The 18,022-nt window shown below is 35.6% G+C and carries 15 protein-coding genes; 9 read left to right on the top strand and 6 right to left on the bottom strand.

Annotation, left to right across the window (positions count from 1 at the left end):
* The first annotated feature begins 170 nt into the window (after positions 1-170).
* Entirely contained in the window at positions 171-1,106 is a 936-nt protein-coding gene (locus V7Z48_RS01780; protein ID WP_334111670.1) for a 2-hydroxyacid dehydrogenase, read from the top strand.
* A 174-nt stretch (positions 1,107-1,280) separates the two neighbouring features.
* Positions 1,281-1,667: a TM2 domain-containing protein gene (locus V7Z48_RS01785; protein ID WP_334111671.1), complete on the top strand. Its 387-nt coding sequence runs from the start codon at positions 1,281-1,283 to the stop codon at positions 1,665-1,667.
* A 101-nt stretch (positions 1,668-1,768) separates the two neighbouring features.
* Here the strand turns inward: V7Z48_RS01785 and V7Z48_RS01790 are convergent, their stop codons facing one another.
* The 4 genes from V7Z48_RS01790 to V7Z48_RS01805 form a co-directional block, all read right to left on the bottom strand.
* On the bottom strand, positions 1,769-2,788 hold the full coding sequence (locus tag V7Z48_RS01790) for a carboxypeptidase-like regulatory domain-containing protein (RefSeq protein ID WP_334111672.1): 1,020 nt from the start codon (positions 2,786-2,788) through the stop codon (positions 1,769-1,771).
* Complete coding sequence (locus V7Z48_RS01795) at positions 2,778-4,607, bottom strand: lysophospholipid acyltransferase family protein (RefSeq protein ID WP_334111673.1); 1,830 nt, start codon at positions 4,605-4,607, stop codon at positions 2,778-2,780. The genes V7Z48_RS01790 and V7Z48_RS01795 overlap by 11 nt, the downstream gene beginning before the upstream one ends.
* A gap of 128 nt (positions 4,608-4,735) precedes the next feature.
* Entirely contained in the window at positions 4,736-5,986 is a 1,251-nt protein-coding gene (locus V7Z48_RS01800; RefSeq protein ID WP_334111674.1) for an aspartate kinase, read from the bottom strand.
* A 1-nt stretch (position 5,987) separates the two neighbouring features.
* The gene (locus tag V7Z48_RS01805) at positions 5,988-6,461 is read right to left on the bottom strand and encodes a GNAT family N-acetyltransferase (protein WP_334111675.1); all 474 of its coding nucleotides are present in this window, start codon (positions 6,459-6,461) and stop codon (positions 5,988-5,990) included.
* A 126-nt stretch (positions 6,462-6,587) separates the two neighbouring features.
* On the opposite strand from V7Z48_RS01805, the gene fbp reads away from it, so the two are divergent.
* The 3 genes from fbp (at position 6,588) to V7Z48_RS01820 (ending at position 12,487) form a co-directional block, all read left to right on the top strand.
* A complete protein-coding gene (fbp, locus tag V7Z48_RS01810) occupies positions 6,588-7,595 on the top strand; it encodes a class 1 fructose-bisphosphatase (RefSeq protein ID WP_334111711.1) in 1,008 nt (335 codons plus the stop codon).
* 206 nt (positions 7,596-7,801) lie between these two features.
* Entirely contained in the window at positions 7,802-11,155 is a 3,354-nt protein-coding gene (gene mfd, locus V7Z48_RS01815; protein WP_334111676.1) for a transcription-repair coupling factor, read from the top strand.
* Between the two features lie 33 nt (positions 11,156-11,188).
* Positions 11,189-12,487, top strand: coding sequence for a TlpA family protein disulfide reductase (locus tag V7Z48_RS01820; protein WP_334111677.1), 1,299 nt, complete (start codon positions 11,189-11,191; stop codon positions 12,485-12,487).
* Position 12,488: 1 nt separating this feature from the next.
* On the opposite strand, the gene V7Z48_RS01825 is transcribed toward V7Z48_RS01820, so the two are convergent.
* Positions 12,489-12,854, bottom strand: a complete 366-nt coding sequence (locus tag V7Z48_RS01825) for a 6-phosphogluconate dehydrogenase (RefSeq protein ID WP_334111678.1) — start codon at positions 12,852-12,854, stop codon at positions 12,489-12,491.
* A gap of 105 nt (positions 12,855-12,959) precedes the next feature.
* Complete coding sequence (locus V7Z48_RS01830; RefSeq protein WP_334111679.1) at positions 12,960-13,904, bottom strand: nicotinic acid mononucleotide adenyltransferase; 945 nt, start codon at positions 13,902-13,904, stop codon at positions 12,960-12,962.
* 131 nt (positions 13,905-14,035) lie between these two features.
* On the opposite strand from V7Z48_RS01830, the gene V7Z48_RS01835 reads away from it, so the two are divergent.
* The 4 genes from V7Z48_RS01835 to V7Z48_RS01850 all read left to right on the top strand — a co-directional run bounded on the left by V7Z48_RS01835 (position 14,036) and on the right by V7Z48_RS01850 (position 17,979).
* Positions 14,036-15,037 (top strand): NAD(P)H-dependent glycerol-3-phosphate dehydrogenase, encoded by a 1,002-nt coding sequence (locus V7Z48_RS01835; RefSeq protein WP_334111680.1) that lies wholly within the window; start codon positions 14,036-14,038, stop codon positions 15,035-15,037.
* A 209-nt stretch (positions 15,038-15,246) separates the two neighbouring features.
* On the top strand, positions 15,247-15,837 hold the full coding sequence (locus tag V7Z48_RS01840) for a HupE/UreJ family protein (RefSeq protein WP_334111681.1): 591 nt from the start codon (positions 15,247-15,249) through the stop codon (positions 15,835-15,837).
* A 112-nt stretch (positions 15,838-15,949) separates the two neighbouring features.
* Complete coding sequence (locus tag V7Z48_RS01845; RefSeq protein WP_334111682.1) at positions 15,950-16,381, top strand: deoxycytidylate deaminase; 432 nt, start codon at positions 15,950-15,952, stop codon at positions 16,379-16,381.
* On the top strand, positions 16,381-17,979 hold the full coding sequence (locus V7Z48_RS01850; protein ID WP_334111683.1) for a S41 family peptidase: 1,599 nt from the start codon (positions 16,381-16,383) through the stop codon (positions 17,977-17,979). Before V7Z48_RS01845 ends, V7Z48_RS01850 begins: the two co-directional genes overlap by 1 nt.
* Positions 17,980-18,022 lie beyond the last annotated feature (43 nt).

Genomic DNA, 18,022 nt, shown 5'->3' on the forward strand with positions numbered 1-18,022 from the left:
CAGAACCAAATTTCTGCATGTAACTAGCTAAATAAACAATTGCCTTGCCTTAACCAACCTTATTATTTAAAGATTTTTCTTTCCTAAAGACATTTGTGAGGTGTTTAGATTCTTTTAGTAAATTTGTAAATAATTAACCCAAGAGATTCCTGCTTTCGCAGGAATTAGGCATGAAGATTCTCCACCTCGATACCAACCATCCGTTACTCATTAATCAACTTAATGATTTAGGGTTTACCAATGATGAAGATTATACCGCATCAAAAGATGCCGTTGAAGCAAAAATTGCAGGCTATGATGGTATTGTAATCAGAAGCCGATTTACCATTGATAAAGTCTTTTTAAACGCCGCTACCAATCTTAAATTTATTGCACGTGTTGGCGCAGGTCTTGAAAATATAGATATTAATTATGCCCAACAAAAAGGCATTGCACTTATTGCTGCACCTGAAGGTAATCGCAACGCTGTGGCAGAACACGCTTTGGGGATGTTATTATCCTTATTCAACAAACTTAATAAAGCCAATTATGAAGTCAAGCAAGGCCTTTGGAAGCGGGAAGCCAATCGTGGTGTTGAGTTAGACGGCAAAACTGTTGGCATTATTGGTTATGGCAATATAGGCAAAACTTTTGCTAAAAAATTGCGCGGCTTCGATATAGAAGTGCTCTGCCATGATATTCTACCTAACATTGGTGATGCTAATGCCAAACAAGTTTCCTTACAAGAGCTACAAGAAAAAGCCGATGTATTAAGTTTACACACACCACAAACGTTGGAAACTTTGGGTATGATCAACACCCCATTTATCAATGCTTTTAAAAAACCATTTTGGTTTATCAATACCGCAAGAGGAAAAAGTGTGGTAACGGATGATTTGGTTAATGCCTTAAAATCAGGAAAAATTTTAGGAGCTGGATTGGATGTTTTGGAGTACGAAAAAAGTTCGTTTGAAGATATGTTTACTTCCGAAATGCCAGAGGCTTTTCAATATTTAATAAAAGTAGAAAATGTACTACTAACACCCCATGTTGCTGGTTGGACTATAGAAAGTAACGAGAAGCTAGCCCAAACCATTGTCGATAAAATCAAAAGTGCGTATATTTAAAGTTAAAGCAACTAATTGGACTTTTAATTTTCTATTTAAAAACAATCAGATTGTAAGCTAGACTTTGCCAACCATACATCGCAAGGCACTCTAAACATAAATATCATAAGTCATTTGTGATAGACTTTAAATTTTTATTAACTTTACTTATCTAACTATAAAACATTCATCACTATGTCGGACGACAACAGACCATTAGACGACGCCAACGAATCGGCTAAAGATTTTGCACAAGAAGCAAAGAAAACCGCCAACGAATTTTCTGAAAGTGCCAAAGAAACTTTTCAGTCATCTGGTGACAACAAAAAAATTCTTGCTGGTATTTTAGGGATAATATTAGGAGCATTTGGTATTCACAAATTTATTTTGGGCTATACTAAGGAAGGTGGTATTTTATTAGGAATTACGGTTATTGGATTTGTATTATCATGCATTGGAATAGGTATTTTTATGGTTTGGATAACCAGTATCATTGGCTTAATAGAAGGCATTATTTATCTTACAAAATCCGATGCGGATTTTTACAATACCTACCAAGCGGGTAAAAAACCTTGGTTCTAGAAGTTTTATAGAAAATGTAAAAACCGAAACGATTTGTTTCGGTTTTTTATCTCCTTAAATGCACATTTTCTAACGAAGCACTTTTTGATTGATCTTTATTATTATTCGAAAACTGGCTCATAATCAAAAGGCAAACTATCGCCAATACGTTGGCTACCCATGTCACCCACAAATAAAACTTTATTAATAGGTGCATAATTGCCATACTGGTCTACTACAAACACGGTATCGGTCGCTAGTAAAGATGACTGTGCCTTTTTGTTATAAAGTATGGTAACTTGTTCCTCTATAACCACTTCCTTTAGGTTCGGGTTTTCATGTTTTGAGATCTTAAAATAATCCCATGGATTAACTATAAAGCCTTTAAAGAAAATTTGATAGTCGAAGGCCTCAAACTGTTCGCGATATAAGGCACGCATAAAGTGTTGCACAGAACCGTTATAGGCTTTTAATCGATTTTTTTGAGTGCGACTCTTATCCCGATCAAGTAGCGGTTTATAATACGATGTACCTAAATAAATTACCGACTTGTTATTAAAAACATTATTCCTTTCATCAACGTAATTATAGATGATTTCGAAGTCAATAATATCATAAGCTATTTCGTATTGTAATTTTGAATTTTGTACAATTACGGGATTTTTACTGGTAGCTGTTATCGTTTTTGTCGGTTTGTGATAGCGCAAAATAAGGTCGTTTTCATTCAGAATTTTACAAGATTTTGCCCAAGTAGAAGTGCCTAAAAATTCCTTTCTAAATTGTTGTAATTTTTGTTTTCGCGTTAAACCGTCGTTGGTGTTGATTATGACTTCATCTAAGCTATCGGTTTGCTCTTTCAGTTCTATGTTTATAAAACTTAAGGTTCTATAGTTGGCGATCATTTGCTTTTCAAAACCCAAAAAAGAAACAACCAAAATTGATTGTACAGCATCGTTGTACTCTATAGAAAATTCGCCCTTGGCATTGGTGGTGGTGCCCAAAGTGGTGTTATCAAAATACACTGTGGCTGTCTCAATTGGCTCCTTGGTTTGGGCATCTAATACCCGACCTTTAAGGGTTTGGGCTTGTGCGATAAAGCCTAGAAACAAACCATATATAACACACAATTGTTTACAACTCATTATTTCCTGAAAACTTACGCTCTAATTCGGCCTGAAACTCTTCCATAACTGGTCTTACGGTGCTTTCAGGAAGGTCGGCAATTTTAATATACATCAATCCATCTACCGAGTTATTAAATAGCGGATCTACATTAAACGCGACCAATTTGGCATTTTGCTTGATGTATTTTTTAAGTAAAACAGGCAATCTTAAGGCACCTGGTTCTACTTCATCTATAATCTTATCGAATTTATTAAGATCAGCCTCAGTGGCATCGAACACAAAATCCTTGTCGGCATCTTTTAGCTTCACCTTAAATTCTTTTTTAGGATGCACGTATTGTGCTACATAAGGGTCGTAATAATGCGATTTCATAAATTCAATCATCAAACTTTTAGAAAAATTTGAAAACTGATTGCTAATACTCACGCCACCTATTAAATAGTTGTGTTCTGGATATCGCAAAGTAGTATGAACAATTCCTTTCCAAAGTAAAAATAGCGGCATTGGTTTTTGTTGGTATTCCTTGATGATGAAAGCGCGTCCCATTTCAATAGACTCACTCATCATTTTATATAATTCGGGTTCAAACCTAAACAAATCTTGAAGGTAAAATCCGTCTATTCCGTAGCGTGCAAAAATTTGAGAACCTAAGCCCATGCGGTAGGCGCCAGCTAGGCATTTTGCTTCATTATCCCATAAAAACAAATGGTGGTAGTAGGTGTCAAAAGTGTCTAAATCGATGTCTTTATTGGTGCCTTCGCCAATAGCTCTAAAGGTTATTTCACGAAGCCGACCAATTTCTCTCAAAATATTCGGAATGTCTTTTGCTTGGGCCAAAAACACTTCGTAATTTTTACTGGTGAGTAGTTTTAATTCTTTGCTCCTTAAAAGCTCAACTTCTTGAGCCATTAAACCTGAATCGACTGGTGTTACAATATTTTTCGGTAGTTTATGAACTTTTAAAGACGACTGTAAGTTTTTCAGAATTTTTTCTTTGGGTTCAAAAATATTGGACAACATGTAGGTTTTTCTCCTTAAGAATTCTGAGAGTTGCGCTATCTCTGGATGTTCTTTTTGATCGGCTACACTAATTGGCTTACCAATACGAACTTTAATTACCCGATTTTTTTGAGTTAACAGCTCCGATGGTAGTTTGGCTGTCCTTAGGGTATCGTTTATCTTAGATAATCGGTAAAATAATTTACTGTTTTTAGCGTGAAAATAAATGGGGACCACCGGTACTTCTGCTTTTTTAATGAGTTTTATAGCAGCATCTTCCCAAGGTCTGTCAACCACAAGTTTTCCATCGCGATACGTGGAGACCTCACCAGCCGGGAAAATTCCCAAAGGATGACCGCCATTTAAATGTGAGAGTGCGCTCTTAAATCCAGCGATACTGCTCTTGGCATCTTTACGATCTTCAAAAGGGTTCACTGGCATTATGTAAGGCGCCATAGGTTCAATACGATGCAACAAGAAATTGGCAATGATTTTGAAGTCGTTACGTTGCTCCAGCATAAGTTTTAAGAGCAAAATACCATCAATCCCGCCTAGTGGATGATTAGAAACTGTAATGTACGCACCATCTTTGGGCAAGCGGTTTAAATCTTCGTCAGGAATTTCGAATTTGATTTGAAATTCGTCCAAAATACTATTAAGAAAAGGCAAATCCCGCAAATGTTTGTTGCGGTTATAAATGTTATTAATGGTTGATATTTTGAGTAGTTTCATCAAAATCCAACCAAAAAAAGTTCCAAAAACACCATATTTATCTGCTTTAACAGCAATTGCAATTTCTTTCGCGCTTACTAAACCTTTATCTTGTTGGTCCTTCATTTGATTCTTGTATATTTTTAAAGAGACAGCGCTTTTTTGCTGGCAGGCAAAAAAAATGTCTTAAAAACATATCGGCTGGTATTATATTAGTTTAATGGTGTTTTGTATTTACAAATGTAGTGAATTGTTTATTTTGTTACTATTTGTACAGTCTCCTGAGTTAGTTGCTTTAAAAGCACCGTTTTATCTGCCTCAATCGATTTTAAGGCTTGAGTATCGTAGTGTCTTATGGTGTATAAAGACACATTTTCGTAATGGGTGATTTGGAACTTGGCCTTTAGGTGTTGCAGTAATTTTTCTAGGTTGTTGTAAATATTATCAACACAAACGGAAAAACTAATTGCTGAATTTTGAATCACATCTACTTTCATTTTATAGTGATGTAATAATTTGAAAATTTCGCTAATGTTTTCTTCAACAATGTATGAAAAATCTAAGGACGACATTTTGATTAGCACTTGATTTTTCTTAACGATAAAACAAGGCACGTTTGGCTCAATACCAATGCCTTTGCCTACCATGGTACCGGCATTTTCAGGCTTTAAAAACGATTTTACATACAGTGGTATTTCTTTTCCTTGAAGCGGTTGTAAAGTTTTGGGGTGAATAACCGAAGCGCCATAAAAGGCTAATTCAATTGCTTCACGGTAGGATATTTTATTAAGTAATTGTGCGTTTTCAAAATACCGCGGATCGGCATTAAGTACACCAGGAACGTCTTTCCAAATAGTGACGCTTTCGGCATTTAGGCAATAGGCAAAAATGGCAGCGGTATAATCGCTACCTTCTCTACCTAAAGTGGTTGTAAAATTATTGTCATCGCTTCCTAAAAATCCTTGGGTGATATTTAGAGTTTTAGGGTTGAAGCGTTCGGTCATTTGTTTTTGGGTCACAAACCAGTTTACGTTGGCACGACGGTAATAATTATCAGTTTTAATAAATTCGCGCACATCTATCCATAGGTTATCCATACCTATGTGCTGTAAATAGGCACTGATTATAACAGTTGAAACCAATTCCCCATAACCAATAACCTGATCATAAACAAAGTTGTAATCGGGGGATTTACTGCGTTTAAAAAAACTACCCAATTCATCAAATAACTTGTTCACTTTTTTAAATACTTCGTGCCTGTCGTGCTCGAACAGATCTAAGAGAATTTCGTTGTGATATTTTTTAACTTCCTGAATTGAGCTTTGTAATTCTGCTTTGTTCTCGAAGTAATTTTTGATAACTATTTCTAGAGCATTTGTAGTTTTGCCCATGGCCGAAACTACAATTAAAGTATTTTCATGGCCAACAGTTTGTAGAACTTTGACCATATTTTTTACACCGGCAGCATCTTTTACCGAAGCGCCGCCAAATTTAAATACACGCATATTATTCTTGAGTACTATAATTATTAATCCCGTTTTCGTTTAAATGAACCACACGCCACGTATCCAAAATGTTAGCGCCGCGTTGTTGGTAAAATTTTATAGCATCGGTATTCCAACCCAAAACTTCCCAACTAATTCGTTTGACACCCAACTCTTTGCCGTAATTTACAACGGTATCTAGTAAGGCTGCACCAATACCTTGACCTCTAAATTTATGATTGACAATTAAATCCTCAAGATGAAGCACTGTTCCTTTCCAAGTTGAAAAACGGTTGAATACCAAAGCCATTCCAACTATTTCGTTTGAAACTTCAGCAACAAAACATTTAAATTCGGGGTTTGCGCTAAATCCTGCGTTAATGAGGTATGCCTCTGTCACTTCAACGGCATCGGGTTCTTTTTCAAAAATGGCAAGTTCTGTTATTAAATTTAAAACAGACTTCATGTCGGTAACCTTGGATTCTCTAATCTTCATAAATACGACGGCTTTTAGGCGCACAAAGATAACAGAAACTAAATAAAAATTTATGATATTTTCTATTTACGAAAACGATATAGTTGATTAAATTGTTCGATATTTGTGCCATACAATCTACCCGATATGCATCAAAAGAATAAAACCTTAGGCGAATTTATAATTGAAAATCAGTCAGCATTTAAATATACTTCGGGAGAACTTTCTCGACTTATAAACTCTATCAGATTAGCTGCAAAAGTTGTCAATCACGAAGTAAATAAAGCTGGTTTGGTTGATATTATTGGTGATGCAGGCGAACAAAACATTCAAGGTGAAAATCAGCAAAAACTAGATGTTTATGCCAATCTTAAATTTATTCAAACCCTAACAAATCGTAATATTGTTTGTGGCATCGCCAGCGAAGAAGAAGATAGTTTTATTAGTATTAACAGTCAGGATGAGAACCATCAAAACAAATACATTGTACTTATCGACCCATTGGATGGCTCTACCAATATCGATGTAAATGTTTCAGTCGGCACTATTTTTTCCATCTATCGTCGTGTTACACCTATCGGTACACCTGTAACCATTGAGGATTTTTTGCAACAGGGAAATCAGCAAGTTGCTGCAGGATATATAATTTATGGAACATCTACCATGTTGGTTTATACAACGGGTTGTGGTGTGAATGGTTTTACACTTAATCCTGCAATTGGCTCTTTCTACTTATCGCATCCAAATATGGAGTTTCCGGCAGATGGCCATATATATTCAGTAAATGAAGGCAATTACATTCATTTTCCCCAAGGCATTAAAGATTACATCAAATATTGTCAGATGGAAGAAGGTAATAGACCGTATACCTCTAGATATATTGGCTCTTTGGTTTCCGATTTCCACCGAAATATGATAAAAGGCGGCATTTATATGTATCCGAAAAGCTCTAAAATGGGTAATGGAAAATTAAGGCTTTTATACGAATGTAATCCCATGGCATTTTTAGCTGAACAAGCCAATGGCAAGGCCAGCGACGGCTTTACCAGAATAATGGACATCCAACCGACAGAACTGCACGAACGCGTACCATTTATTTGTGGCAGCCGCAATATGGTTGAAAAAGCTGAAGAATTTATGCGTAAATACTCGTAAACTTTTTTAATTCTTATTAGGTAAATATAGTTGTGCTGTCAGATTTACAAATAACAGGGTTTATGATTCATCGGCGTCATATCAATGCGCACTATGGTTGCAAAATTTAGAGGCAATAATCTTTCAAAATACATCTATAAATGATGGATTTAAGTATTGAATAGTCATGTAGAATTTATGTAATTTTGCCATTCAAATTTTTAAACTTGAATAGCTCCTTAATCGCGCAGTATTATAATCAGAGTTCAGCACTTGAAAATCTGGTAAAAACTATTGCCCATTCTGAACCTAGTGGAAATCAAAACACGCATTTAAAAGGCCTTGTGGGTTCATCGCTTTCCTTTGTAATTTCTGAAAGCTTTAAAAGCACAAATCTTCCATACTTAATCATTTTCAACGATAAGGAAGAAGCTGCATTTTACCTTAACGATTTGGAACAATTACACAATGAAAAAGATGTATTATTCTATCCTGGAAGTTACCGCAGGCCCTATCAAATTGAAGAAACCGATAATGCAAATGTGCTACTGAGAGCCGAGGTTCTTAACCGCATAAACTCACGCAAAAAACCCTCTGTAATTGTTACCTATCCCGATGCGCTATTCGAAAAAGTAGTAACCAAGCGCGAATTGGAGAAAAACACTTTAAAAATTTCTGTTGGGGATTTGCTTTCTATTGATTTTGTTAATGAAGTGCTTTTTGAATATAAATTTAAGCGTGTAGATTTCGTCACAGAACCAGGAGATTTTTCAGTACGTGGTGGTATTGTGGATGTGTTTTCATTTTCGCATGATGAACCTTATAGAATTGAATTTTTCGGAAATGAAATTGATAGCATTCGCACCTTTGATGTAGAAACACAATTATCAACCGAACGTATCAAAAAAATAAGCGTCATTCCAAATGTTGCTAATAAATTCTTAGAAGAGAGTCGCGAAAGTTTCCTTAGTTATATCAGTCAAAATAGTTGTGTGTTGATTAAAGATGCAGGTATATTATTTAGTCGTATTGAAGACTATTATCAAAAAGCGACACAAACCTTTAAATCCCTAGCTTCCGAATTAAAACACGCCTCATCAGATGCGTTGTTTTGCAATCAGGAATTACTCAAAAAACAGCTGCTAAACTTTAATGTGGTTGAATTTGGCAGTGAAAGTTATTTTAATACCAAACAAGCAATTGAATTTAAAACATCGCCACAACCAGCTTTTAATAAACAATTTAACTTATTAATTGACGACTTAAACAGTCTTCATCAAGATGGTTTTACCAATTATATTGCTTGTGTTAGCGAACGGCAAGCCAAACGATTCCACGATATTTTTGAAGATGTTGGGCAAGTAGTTCATTACAAAACTGTGGTGCTTTCATTGTACAAAGGTTTTATTGATTACCACCAAAAAATTGCTGTTTATACCGACCACGAAATATTTGAACGATACCATAAATTTCATCTTAAAAATGGTTATGCCAAAAAACAGGCCATCACATTAAAAGAACTTACCAACTTAGAAATTGGTGATTATGTTACGCATATTGACCATGGTATTGGTAAGTTTGGAGGACTTCAAAAAATAGATGTTGAAGGTACCAAGCAAGAAGCCATAAAGCTGGTGTACGGGGATCGTGATGTGTTGTATTTGAGCATTCATTCTTTACACAAAATCACAAAATTTAATGGCAAAGACGGCAAGCCACCTAAAATCTATAAGCTAGGCAGTACAGCTTGGAAAACCTTAAAACAAAAAACGAAGTCGCGTGTAAAAGAAGTGGCTTTTAACTTGATTAAGCTGTATGCGAAGCGTAAAGTAAGAACTGGATTTCAATACGCAACAGACAGTTATTTACAGCATGAACTAGAAGCCTCGTTTGTTTACGAGGACACGCCAGATCAAAGTACTGCTACAGCAGATGTTAAAGCCGACATGGAAAGTGAACGCCCAATGGACCGTTTGGTTTGTGGTGATGTAGGATTTGGTAAAACCGAAGTAGCCATTCGCGCAGCTTTTAAAGCTGTTGATAATAGTAAGCAGGTTGCAGTTTTGGTGCCAACTACCATTTTGGCGTATCAGCATTTCCGAACCTTTTCTGAACGTTTAAAAGATTTACCAGTTACGGTAAACTACCTTAACCGCTTTAGAACTGCCAAAGAACGTCGCGAAACCCTAACCGATTTAGAAAACGGCAAAGTTGATATTATTATAGGTACACATCAATTGGTAAATGCAGCGGTAAAGTTTAAAGATTTAGGCTTGCTCATTGTAGATGAAGAGCAAAAATTTGGAGTTGCAGTTAAAGAAAAACTTAAAACCTTAAAGGAAAACGTAGATGTATTGACCCTCACTGCTACGCCCATTCCACGAACCTTGCAGTTTAGTTTAATGGCAGCCAGAGATTTGTCGGTTATCAATACAGCGCCGCCGAACCGATTTCCTATAGAAAGCAAAGTAATACGATTTAATGAAACCACTATCCGAGACGCCGTAAGTTATGAGATTGAGCGTGGCGGACAAATATTTTTTATCCATAACCGTATCGAAAACATCAAGGAAGTTGCTGGTATGATTCAACGTTTGGTACCGGATGCCAAAATTGGTATTGGACACGGCCAGATGGAAGGCAAAAAGCTCGAGCAGCTAATGCTTGGATTTGTAAATGGCGAGTTTGATGTCTTGGTAAGTACTACAATAGTTGAAAGTGGTTTAGATGTGCCTAACGCCAATACCATCTTTATTAATAATGCTAATAATTTCGGATTGAGTGATTTGCATCAAATGCGGGGTCGTGTTGGCCGAAGCAACAAAAAGGCTTTTTGTTATTTTATTACACCCGAGTACAGCGCTATGACGGATGATGCTCGTAAACGCATCACGGCATTAGAGCAATTTACCGCCTTAGGTAGTGGTTTTAACATTGCTATGAAAGATCTAGAAATTAGAGGTGCAGGCGATTTGTTAGGTGGCGAACAAAGTGGGTTTATTAATGAGATTGGTTTTGACACCTATCAGAAAATATTAAGTGAAGCCATTGAAGAACTTAAGGAAAATGAGTTTAAAGACCTTTATAAGGACGATACCAAACCGAAAAACTATGTGAAGGATATCACCATAGATACAAATTTTGAATTGTTGTTTCCAGATGATTATGTGAATAATATCAGTGAACGTCTCAATCTTTACACCAAGTTAAACGAACTAAAAACCGAAGCTGAATTGCAGCAGTTTGAAGCCGATATTATTGACAGATTTGGACCTATGCCTGTTCAAGTTGAAGATTTGCTAAACAGCGTGCGCTTAAAGTGGATCGCAACCAAGATAGGATTAGAAAAACTTATCATGAAGCACAATAAGTTGATAGGGTATTTTATTCAGGACCAGCAAAGCGCTTTTTATCAAAGTTCATCCTTTACAAAGGTATTACAATTTGTACAAACACATCCACAGCAATTCAAAATGAAGGAAAAGCAAACAAGAAATGGTTTGAGATTATTACTTACTTTTGATCATATTAAATCTGTAAATAGCGCATTAAAAGTTATGCGACCCTTAATGGCAGAATAATTGATAACTTATTTCAAACACTAAGAGGATCATATGAAATTGGAACACTTGATTGTATGGATTTTATTCCCTGCAGTTGTATTATCGCAACATAGTATTTCAGGAACTTTTTCGCCACCAGAAGATTACACCTTTGCCTTTCTGTACAAATCAACTCCAGATGGTGCCAATTATATAGACCGCGCTCAAACCGATAGAGAAGGCAATTTCAAGATAGAACTGGATAGCCTATCCGAACCTGGCATTTATAAAATCGTGTATGCGATACCACCGGAGGAAAATAATTTTGATATTATATATAATGGCAAAGAAGATGTAGTATTTACCTTCTGCTTGGATGATGGTATTGCGTTTACAAAATCAAAAGAAAATATACTTTGGGCAAATTATGTTGAAAGTATTCAAACGATAAACAGTACTATTAGCAACTTTTACGAATCGCAGAGCAAAAACAAAAAAGAATTTGCCAATATTTTTAAAACCTTAAACGACACACAAAAGGCATACGAATCCAATTCAAAAGGAATGATTGCTGAACGTTTTGTAAAAGCTAACGAACCTTACATTCCTTCTGATTTTGAAGATGCTAATACTTATGCTTCAAACTTAAAGGCTAGTTTCTTAAAGCACATAGACTTTACGGATGAAGTTTTACAAAGCTCTGATTTTTTGGTAGATCGTGTAAATTCTTATGTGTTTGATATCATTGCCAATCCTACTACTGAGAATTTTCAAACTTTAATAGATGAACTAGATGCTATAATTGGAGAGCAGGACAATCATTTTAAATCTATTTTATACACTAATATTTGGCAGCGGTTTGTTACTGATAACAATACAGAAATGGCTTTGTACATTACCAACAAATATCTGCTAAGTCTTGCCGAAGGTGATAACAACCAGTCTTTGTTAGGCGCTTTAAACTCCTACAAAAACACGGCAATAGGTGCAAAGGCTGTGAATTTTGATATCCCTTTACACAGTACTGATTTATATGCTATCAATACTTCAAAGCAATATTTGCTTATTTTTTGGAGCAGTAGCTGTAGCCATTGTTTAAAAGAATTGCCTCAAGTAAAAACGCTATTAGAAAACAACAACGAAATTCAAGTAATTGCAATTGGCATTGAAGAAGACGAACCGCAATGGCAACATGAAGTAGAAAAATATCCAAGTTTTGTACACAAGGTAGAACTTGATAAATGGGATAGCGATTTAGTAAAAGCGTACAATATTAAGAGTACGCCAAGCTATTTTCTACTCGATTCCAATAAAGTCATTTTAGATAAACCTTACGATTTTGAAGCTTTAAAAGCCCTTGTAGAAAAGTAAATTATTCAACAAGCTCGGTAACATCAGTCGCTATATAATTAGTTTTGCCAATCCACGGCATTGAATTGTAGCGCTCTTTATAAGCTATTTTTACGTGTCTACCTTCAAGGGCATTTAGCTTATTTACGACCGTTTCGTCAATTACTGAAAAATCCCAAATATTGCCTTCTAGACCATCTACATTTTTAGTTCGCAATCCGCCCATATTTAGTTGCGCTTCATTGGTTTTAAAAATCACGCCTTTTTTGGTGACTTTAATTAATTGTCCAGAGCGTGTGCCTTCAGAATATGTCCATGTAGAAATCCAAAAAAATCCAATGGTTCCTACAATGACAATCAAAACAAAAATAGTGAGGAATTTTTTCATCATTCAGAATTAAATATCATCAAAGTTATAAAAATTGAGTTACAAAAAACGCCCAGAAAACAAATGTTTTACTGGGCGTTAGGAAACTAAATAACCAACCAAAATTTAGCTTCTGTTTGAGACTCTTGGATTGTCTTTTTTATCCGTTTTTTGCTTTCGCATTTTAGGTTTATCTGTCTCATTTATGATTTTTCCTTCAGTATCGCTTTGTCTCATAAACTGTATGTAGCCGCGTCCTGAAAATTCGTAAATCGTACCTGAGGCATTATGATATAATTCTATCGTGCAATCATTAATAACGCTCAATTCGAAAAATTCATTGTCGAAATAATCATAATCTAATGTTAATGTTTTGAGGTTTAAGTTACCTGGAATATTTTGAACGCCATAAACTCCAGTATAATCCCAAAAAATATTGTTTGGGTTTGCAATTCCAAAATCTTGTGAACTTCTAAAAGTGGAGTCATTACCACCCGATAAAAATTGTAAATAATTTTCGTTATCAAATTCATTCAAAGCCCCAAAATTGCTAGTGTAAGTTTTTTCCCAAGCCTGATATTCCTGAAGGAAGTAATGAATATTGTCATAAAACACAAAATCATAATCGAAGTTAGAACGTTGGTAACCTCGCAAAAAGTAAGAGGTATCTATAAATGGATTGTACAATTCAATTGTATTGTTATTAATTTGATATACATCAAAAGAATTGTAACCATCAATATCGTGGTACACGTCTAGTATCATATCATAAGCATCGTAGTTGCCAACAGGAATCCCAAATCCATTACCTTGTGAACCAAAGAACACCAAATTATTATTGGCATAAAAAACGCCATTTCTAAATGAAACTGTAAAGGCAATTTCCATGAAAGGTGTTTGTCCAAAACCCAAAGTTTCATTGATATCAATGTACCACAATTCGTAGGAACTCAACAATTGATTTAAACTTATTTGAGGCGTTGGATCTACCACAATTACATCTTCTCTGTAACAAGAGGTAAATAAAGTTGCTGTTAAAGCGAAAGCCGAGAGTAATTTTAAAGTTTTCATAATCCAGCTATTTAATATTGATACTTTTGGCATTTCAAAACACGTGCCAAACCAAATTGTTAAGAAGGCACTAATCTTTATAATGTTTAATTTTACGTACTTTTGAAACACAAACATCAGTAACATTACTTATGAGTCAACCCTTAAAATACGCCGTTTTTGGTGCCGGAAGTTGGGCAACTGCTATCGTAAAAATGCTAAGTGCAAATTTGGACGAAGTTGGATGGTACATGCGTAGCGTATATACCAAAGAACATTTGCTTAAAGAAAGACACAACCCCAATTATTTAAGTTCGGTAGAGTTTAAGATTGAAAAGTTAAAACTCAGTAACGATATCAACGAAATGGCCAACTATGCCGATGTGCTGATTTTTGTCGTTCCCTCTGCCTTTATGTTTAGCGAACTGGAAAAACTTTCGGTTGATATTACTGAAAAAACCATCGTTTCGGCTGTAAAAGGAATTATTCCTGAAACAGGATTGTTGGTAGGCGAGCATTTTCACGACCATTACAATATTCCTTTTGAGAATATTGCTGTGATTGCTGGTCCGTGCCACGCTGAAGAAGTAGCGCTTGAGCGTTTGTCCTACCTTACCATTTCATGCGCCGACCCCAAAAAAGCCCAAGATATTGCCGATAAATTATCAAGCGATTATATTAAAACCAAAATTAGCGACGATATTATTGGCACCGAATATGCCGTAATGCTCAAAAATATTTATGCCATCGCCGCAGGTATTGCTCATGGTTTGGGTTATGGCGACAATTTTCAAAGTGTCTTGATGAGCAATGCTATTCGCGAAATGAAGCGATTTATAAAGAAAATGCACAAAATGAAACGAAACATTAATAACTCGGCTTATTTGGGAGATTTGCTGGTAACGGGATATTCCACATTTTCTAGAAATCGTATGTTTGGCAATATGATTGGCAAAGGTTATACGGTAAAGTCCGCTATGATGGATATGAACATGGTTGCCGAAGGCTATTACGCTACCAAAAGCGCTCATTTACTCAATCAAAAAAATAAAAATAAAACTAGACTACCCATTATAAATGCTGTTTACGATATTCTCTATGATGGTAAAGACCCGAAAAAGACTTTCCAGAAACTCACTGAAAAGTTGGACTAGCGATATCTAGTAAAACGGCAATATTTTAATTTTGAGTTTTCACCAATATTTTTGGTTTTCAAACCCTTAAAGGATTTCAAAACAAATTTTAAATTCTTCAAAAAACGCCAGTACATAAAATGTTAAAGTTTTTCGTTGTTGTATTTAAAACGGACTATTTTTCATTCCAATTAAATTGTAACTTTGCGCCAACCCCTAAACCAATAATCATGCTCAACGAATTCTGGTTCAACGTGCAGTATGGTATCAACCATGTACTTGACATTAAAGCTTACGATCATGTACTTTTCTTAATAGTCCTTACCGTACCCTATTTATTTAACGATTGGAAACGCGTATTGCTTTTAGTAACCACTTTTACAGTTGGTCATACCTTATCGCTGGTTTTAGCAGCTTATGGTGTGGTGCAAGTCAATGCTAATTTAGTGGAGTTTTTAATTCCAGTAACCATTTTGTTTGTGGCGCTTTATAATGTATTTACCGCAGGTAAAAAGTCAAAAAATGAAAAAGTAGGTTTATTGTTTTTTTCAACCTTGTTTTTTGGTTTAGTTCACGGTTTAGGCTTTGCAAGAGAATTTTTAATGTTTGCTGGCCGTACCGAAAACAAATTGGTATTGCTTTTGGAATTTGCTCTTGGAATTGAAATAGCCCAAATAAGTATTGTGTTTATAGTGTTATTTTTAGGTTTTATAGGCCAGACAATTTTTAGGTTTTCCAAACGCGATTGGGTGATGGTTATTTCGGCTGTCGTGGTAGGATTGGTTATTCCTATGATTTTAGAAAGCGATTTAATTTCGTAAACAAGCCAACCAATGGTATTATTTTTGGTAAAAGTTTAACGTCAACCCATTGTAGTTATAATAGTATCAAACTATCTTCGTTTATTATTTCATCTCGTCATTATGATTTTCAATGTCTAAAGAAAAACAACTTCGTTACGATAAAGCCTATTTACGAATTGCTCAAGAATGGGGAAAGCTCTCTCATTGCAAACGCAAGCAAGTAGGTGCTTTAATTGTAAAAGACCGCATGATTATTTCAGATGGATATAACGGTACCCCAACGGGTTTTGAAAATTATTGTGAAGACGACGAAGGCTACACCAAGTGGTACGTGCTTCATGCCGAAGCTAATGCCATACTAAAGGTAGCTTCTTCTACACAATCGTGCAAAGGTGCAACTTTGTATATAACCTTGTCGCCTTGCAAGGAATGTAGTAAGCTTATCCATCAAGCTGGAATTATAAGGGTGGTTTATAGCGAAGCTTATAAGGATGACAGTGGGATAAAATTTCTTGAAAAAGCCGGCGTAGCAGTAACCTTAATAACAGATTTAAAAGCCTAATGAGTAACACCAAAAAATACATACCTTTATTACTCGGTATTGCTATAGCGGTAGGCGTGGTTATTGGCGGAAAACTCAACTTTACCGATACTTCCGATAGACTTTTTACTACAAATAGCAAAAAAGATAAGCTCAATAGGCTTATTGATTATATTGATTTAGAATATGTTGACGAAATTAATACCGACAGCATTGTGGATGTGACTGTTAATGGAATTCTCGACAATCTAGATCCCCATTCCACTTATATCTCAAAAGATCAACTTAAAAATGTCGCCGAAAATATGCGTGGTAATTTTGTAGGTATTGGTATAAATTTTTACACTTATAAAGACACGATTGCGGTTATTAGAACAGTTGAAAATGGCCCTAGCGAGCGCGCAGGCATTTTAGCAGGTGATAGAATTATAATGGCAAACAATGATACTATTTATGGTCGAAGATGGTCTAACGATTCCATTATTTCTAAACTTAAAGGTGAAAGAAATAGTCGCGTAAAACTTAAAATTTACCGCAAACAAACCGATGAGTTTCTGGATATTCAATTAAGACGCGAAGATATTCCTATTAAAAGCGTGGATGCGGCTTTCATGCTAACTGAAAATTTAGGATACATAAAAGTAAATCGGTTTGCAGAATCAACTTACAAAGAATTTAAAACTTCCTTAAATGCTTTACAAAAATTAGGCGCTACGCAATTGGCTTTAGATTTAAGAGATAATTTAGGAGGCTTTTTAGGCGTCGCTGAACAAATTGCTGACGAATTTTTAGAAGACGGAAAACTCATTCTTTTCACCAAAAATAAAAGTGGCCGAACCGATAAAACATTCGCAACCAAACGCGGTAGCTTTGAAACAGGTGAAGTGTTTGTGCTAATCAACGAAAATTCGGCTTCGGCTAGTGAAGTCATTGCTGGAGCCTTGCAAGATAATGACAAAGGAACCATTGTAGGTCGTCGCTCTTATGGCAAAGGCTTAGTGCAGCGTGAAATGGCTTTAGGTGATGGCAGCGCCGTGAGGTTAACCGTTTCCAGATATTACACACCAACAGGGCGCTCTATTCAAAGACCCTATACTAATGGAGATAATGACAGCTATTATCACGATTATTATAAAAGAATGCGTAATGGAGAATTAAGTAACGGGCAAAAAATGGATATTGCCGATTCACTTAAATTTACAACACCCAAAGGGAAAGTAGTATATGGCGGTGGCGGTATTATTCCTGACGTATTTGTGCCCATACAGAACAACTTTAATAATGAAACGCTTAGTTACATAGTGCGAAGAGGTTATGTCAGTAATTTTGTGTTTGAAACCTTAGATGCCGATAGATTTGCTTACAACGATATTTTAGAAAAGGAATTTGTAAACGATTTTGAAGCGAGCGATGTCTTTATCAAAAGTTTTGAAGATTTTATCAATCTAAAAGAACGCACAAAATTTAATTTTGCGGTTTACCACAGCCAAATGAAGGAAATGCTTAAAGCCGAAATGGCGCGCCAACTTTTTGGCGATGACGCTTACTACCAAATCATAAGCCAGACCGACACTATGATTAATGAAGTTATTTTCTTGAGTAGCGGGAATAGTAATTGATGATTTTTTATTATTTGTCTTTTTATTTCAGACAAACTGTTTT

Origin of the sequence: Paucihalobacter sp. (genome assembly GCF_036825875.1) — a bacterium.
Classification (GTDB): Bacteria; Bacteroidota; Bacteroidia; order Flavobacteriales; family Flavobacteriaceae; genus Paucihalobacter.

Excerpts from the sequence above, each read along its gene's own strand:
- V7Z48_RS01780 (WP_334111670.1), top strand. The coding sequence starts at position 171 with ATGAAGATTCTCCACCTCGATACCAACCATCCGTTACTCATTAATCAA.
- V7Z48_RS01785 (WP_334111671.1), top strand. The coding sequence starts at position 1,281 with ATGTCGGACGACAACAGACCATTAGACGACGCCAACGAATCGGCTAAA.
- V7Z48_RS01790 (WP_334111672.1), bottom strand. The coding sequence starts at position 2,788 with ATGAGTTGTAAACAATTGTGTGTTATATATGGTTTGTTTCTAGGCTTT.
- V7Z48_RS01795 (WP_334111673.1), bottom strand. The coding sequence starts at position 4,607 with ATGAAGGACCAACAAGATAAAGGTTTAGTAAGCGCGAAAGAAATTGCA.
- V7Z48_RS01800 (WP_334111674.1), bottom strand. The coding sequence starts at position 5,986 with ATGCGTGTATTTAAATTTGGCGGCGCTTCGGTAAAAGATGCTGCCGGT.
- V7Z48_RS01805 (WP_334111675.1), bottom strand. The coding sequence starts at position 6,461 with ATGAAGATTAGAGAATCCAAGGTTACCGACATGAAGTCTGTTTTAAAT.
- fbp (WP_334111711.1), top strand. The coding sequence starts at position 6,588 with ATGCATCAAAAGAATAAAACCTTAGGCGAATTTATAATTGAAAATCAG.
- V7Z48_RS01820 (WP_334111677.1), top strand. The coding sequence starts at position 11,189 with ATGAAATTGGAACACTTGATTGTATGGATTTTATTCCCTGCAGTTGTA.
- V7Z48_RS01825 (WP_334111678.1), bottom strand. The coding sequence starts at position 12,854 with ATGAAAAAATTCCTCACTATTTTTGTTTTGATTGTCATTGTAGGAACC.
- V7Z48_RS01830 (WP_334111679.1), bottom strand. The coding sequence starts at position 13,904 with ATGAAAACTTTAAAATTACTCTCGGCTTTCGCTTTAACAGCAACTTTA.
- V7Z48_RS01835 (WP_334111680.1), top strand. The coding sequence starts at position 14,036 with ATGAGTCAACCCTTAAAATACGCCGTTTTTGGTGCCGGAAGTTGGGCA.
- V7Z48_RS01840 (WP_334111681.1), top strand. The coding sequence starts at position 15,247 with ATGCTCAACGAATTCTGGTTCAACGTGCAGTATGGTATCAACCATGTA.
- V7Z48_RS01845 (WP_334111682.1), top strand. The coding sequence starts at position 15,950 with ATGTCTAAAGAAAAACAACTTCGTTACGATAAAGCCTATTTACGAATT.
- V7Z48_RS01850 (WP_334111683.1), top strand. The coding sequence starts at position 16,381 with ATGAGTAACACCAAAAAATACATACCTTTATTACTCGGTATTGCTATA.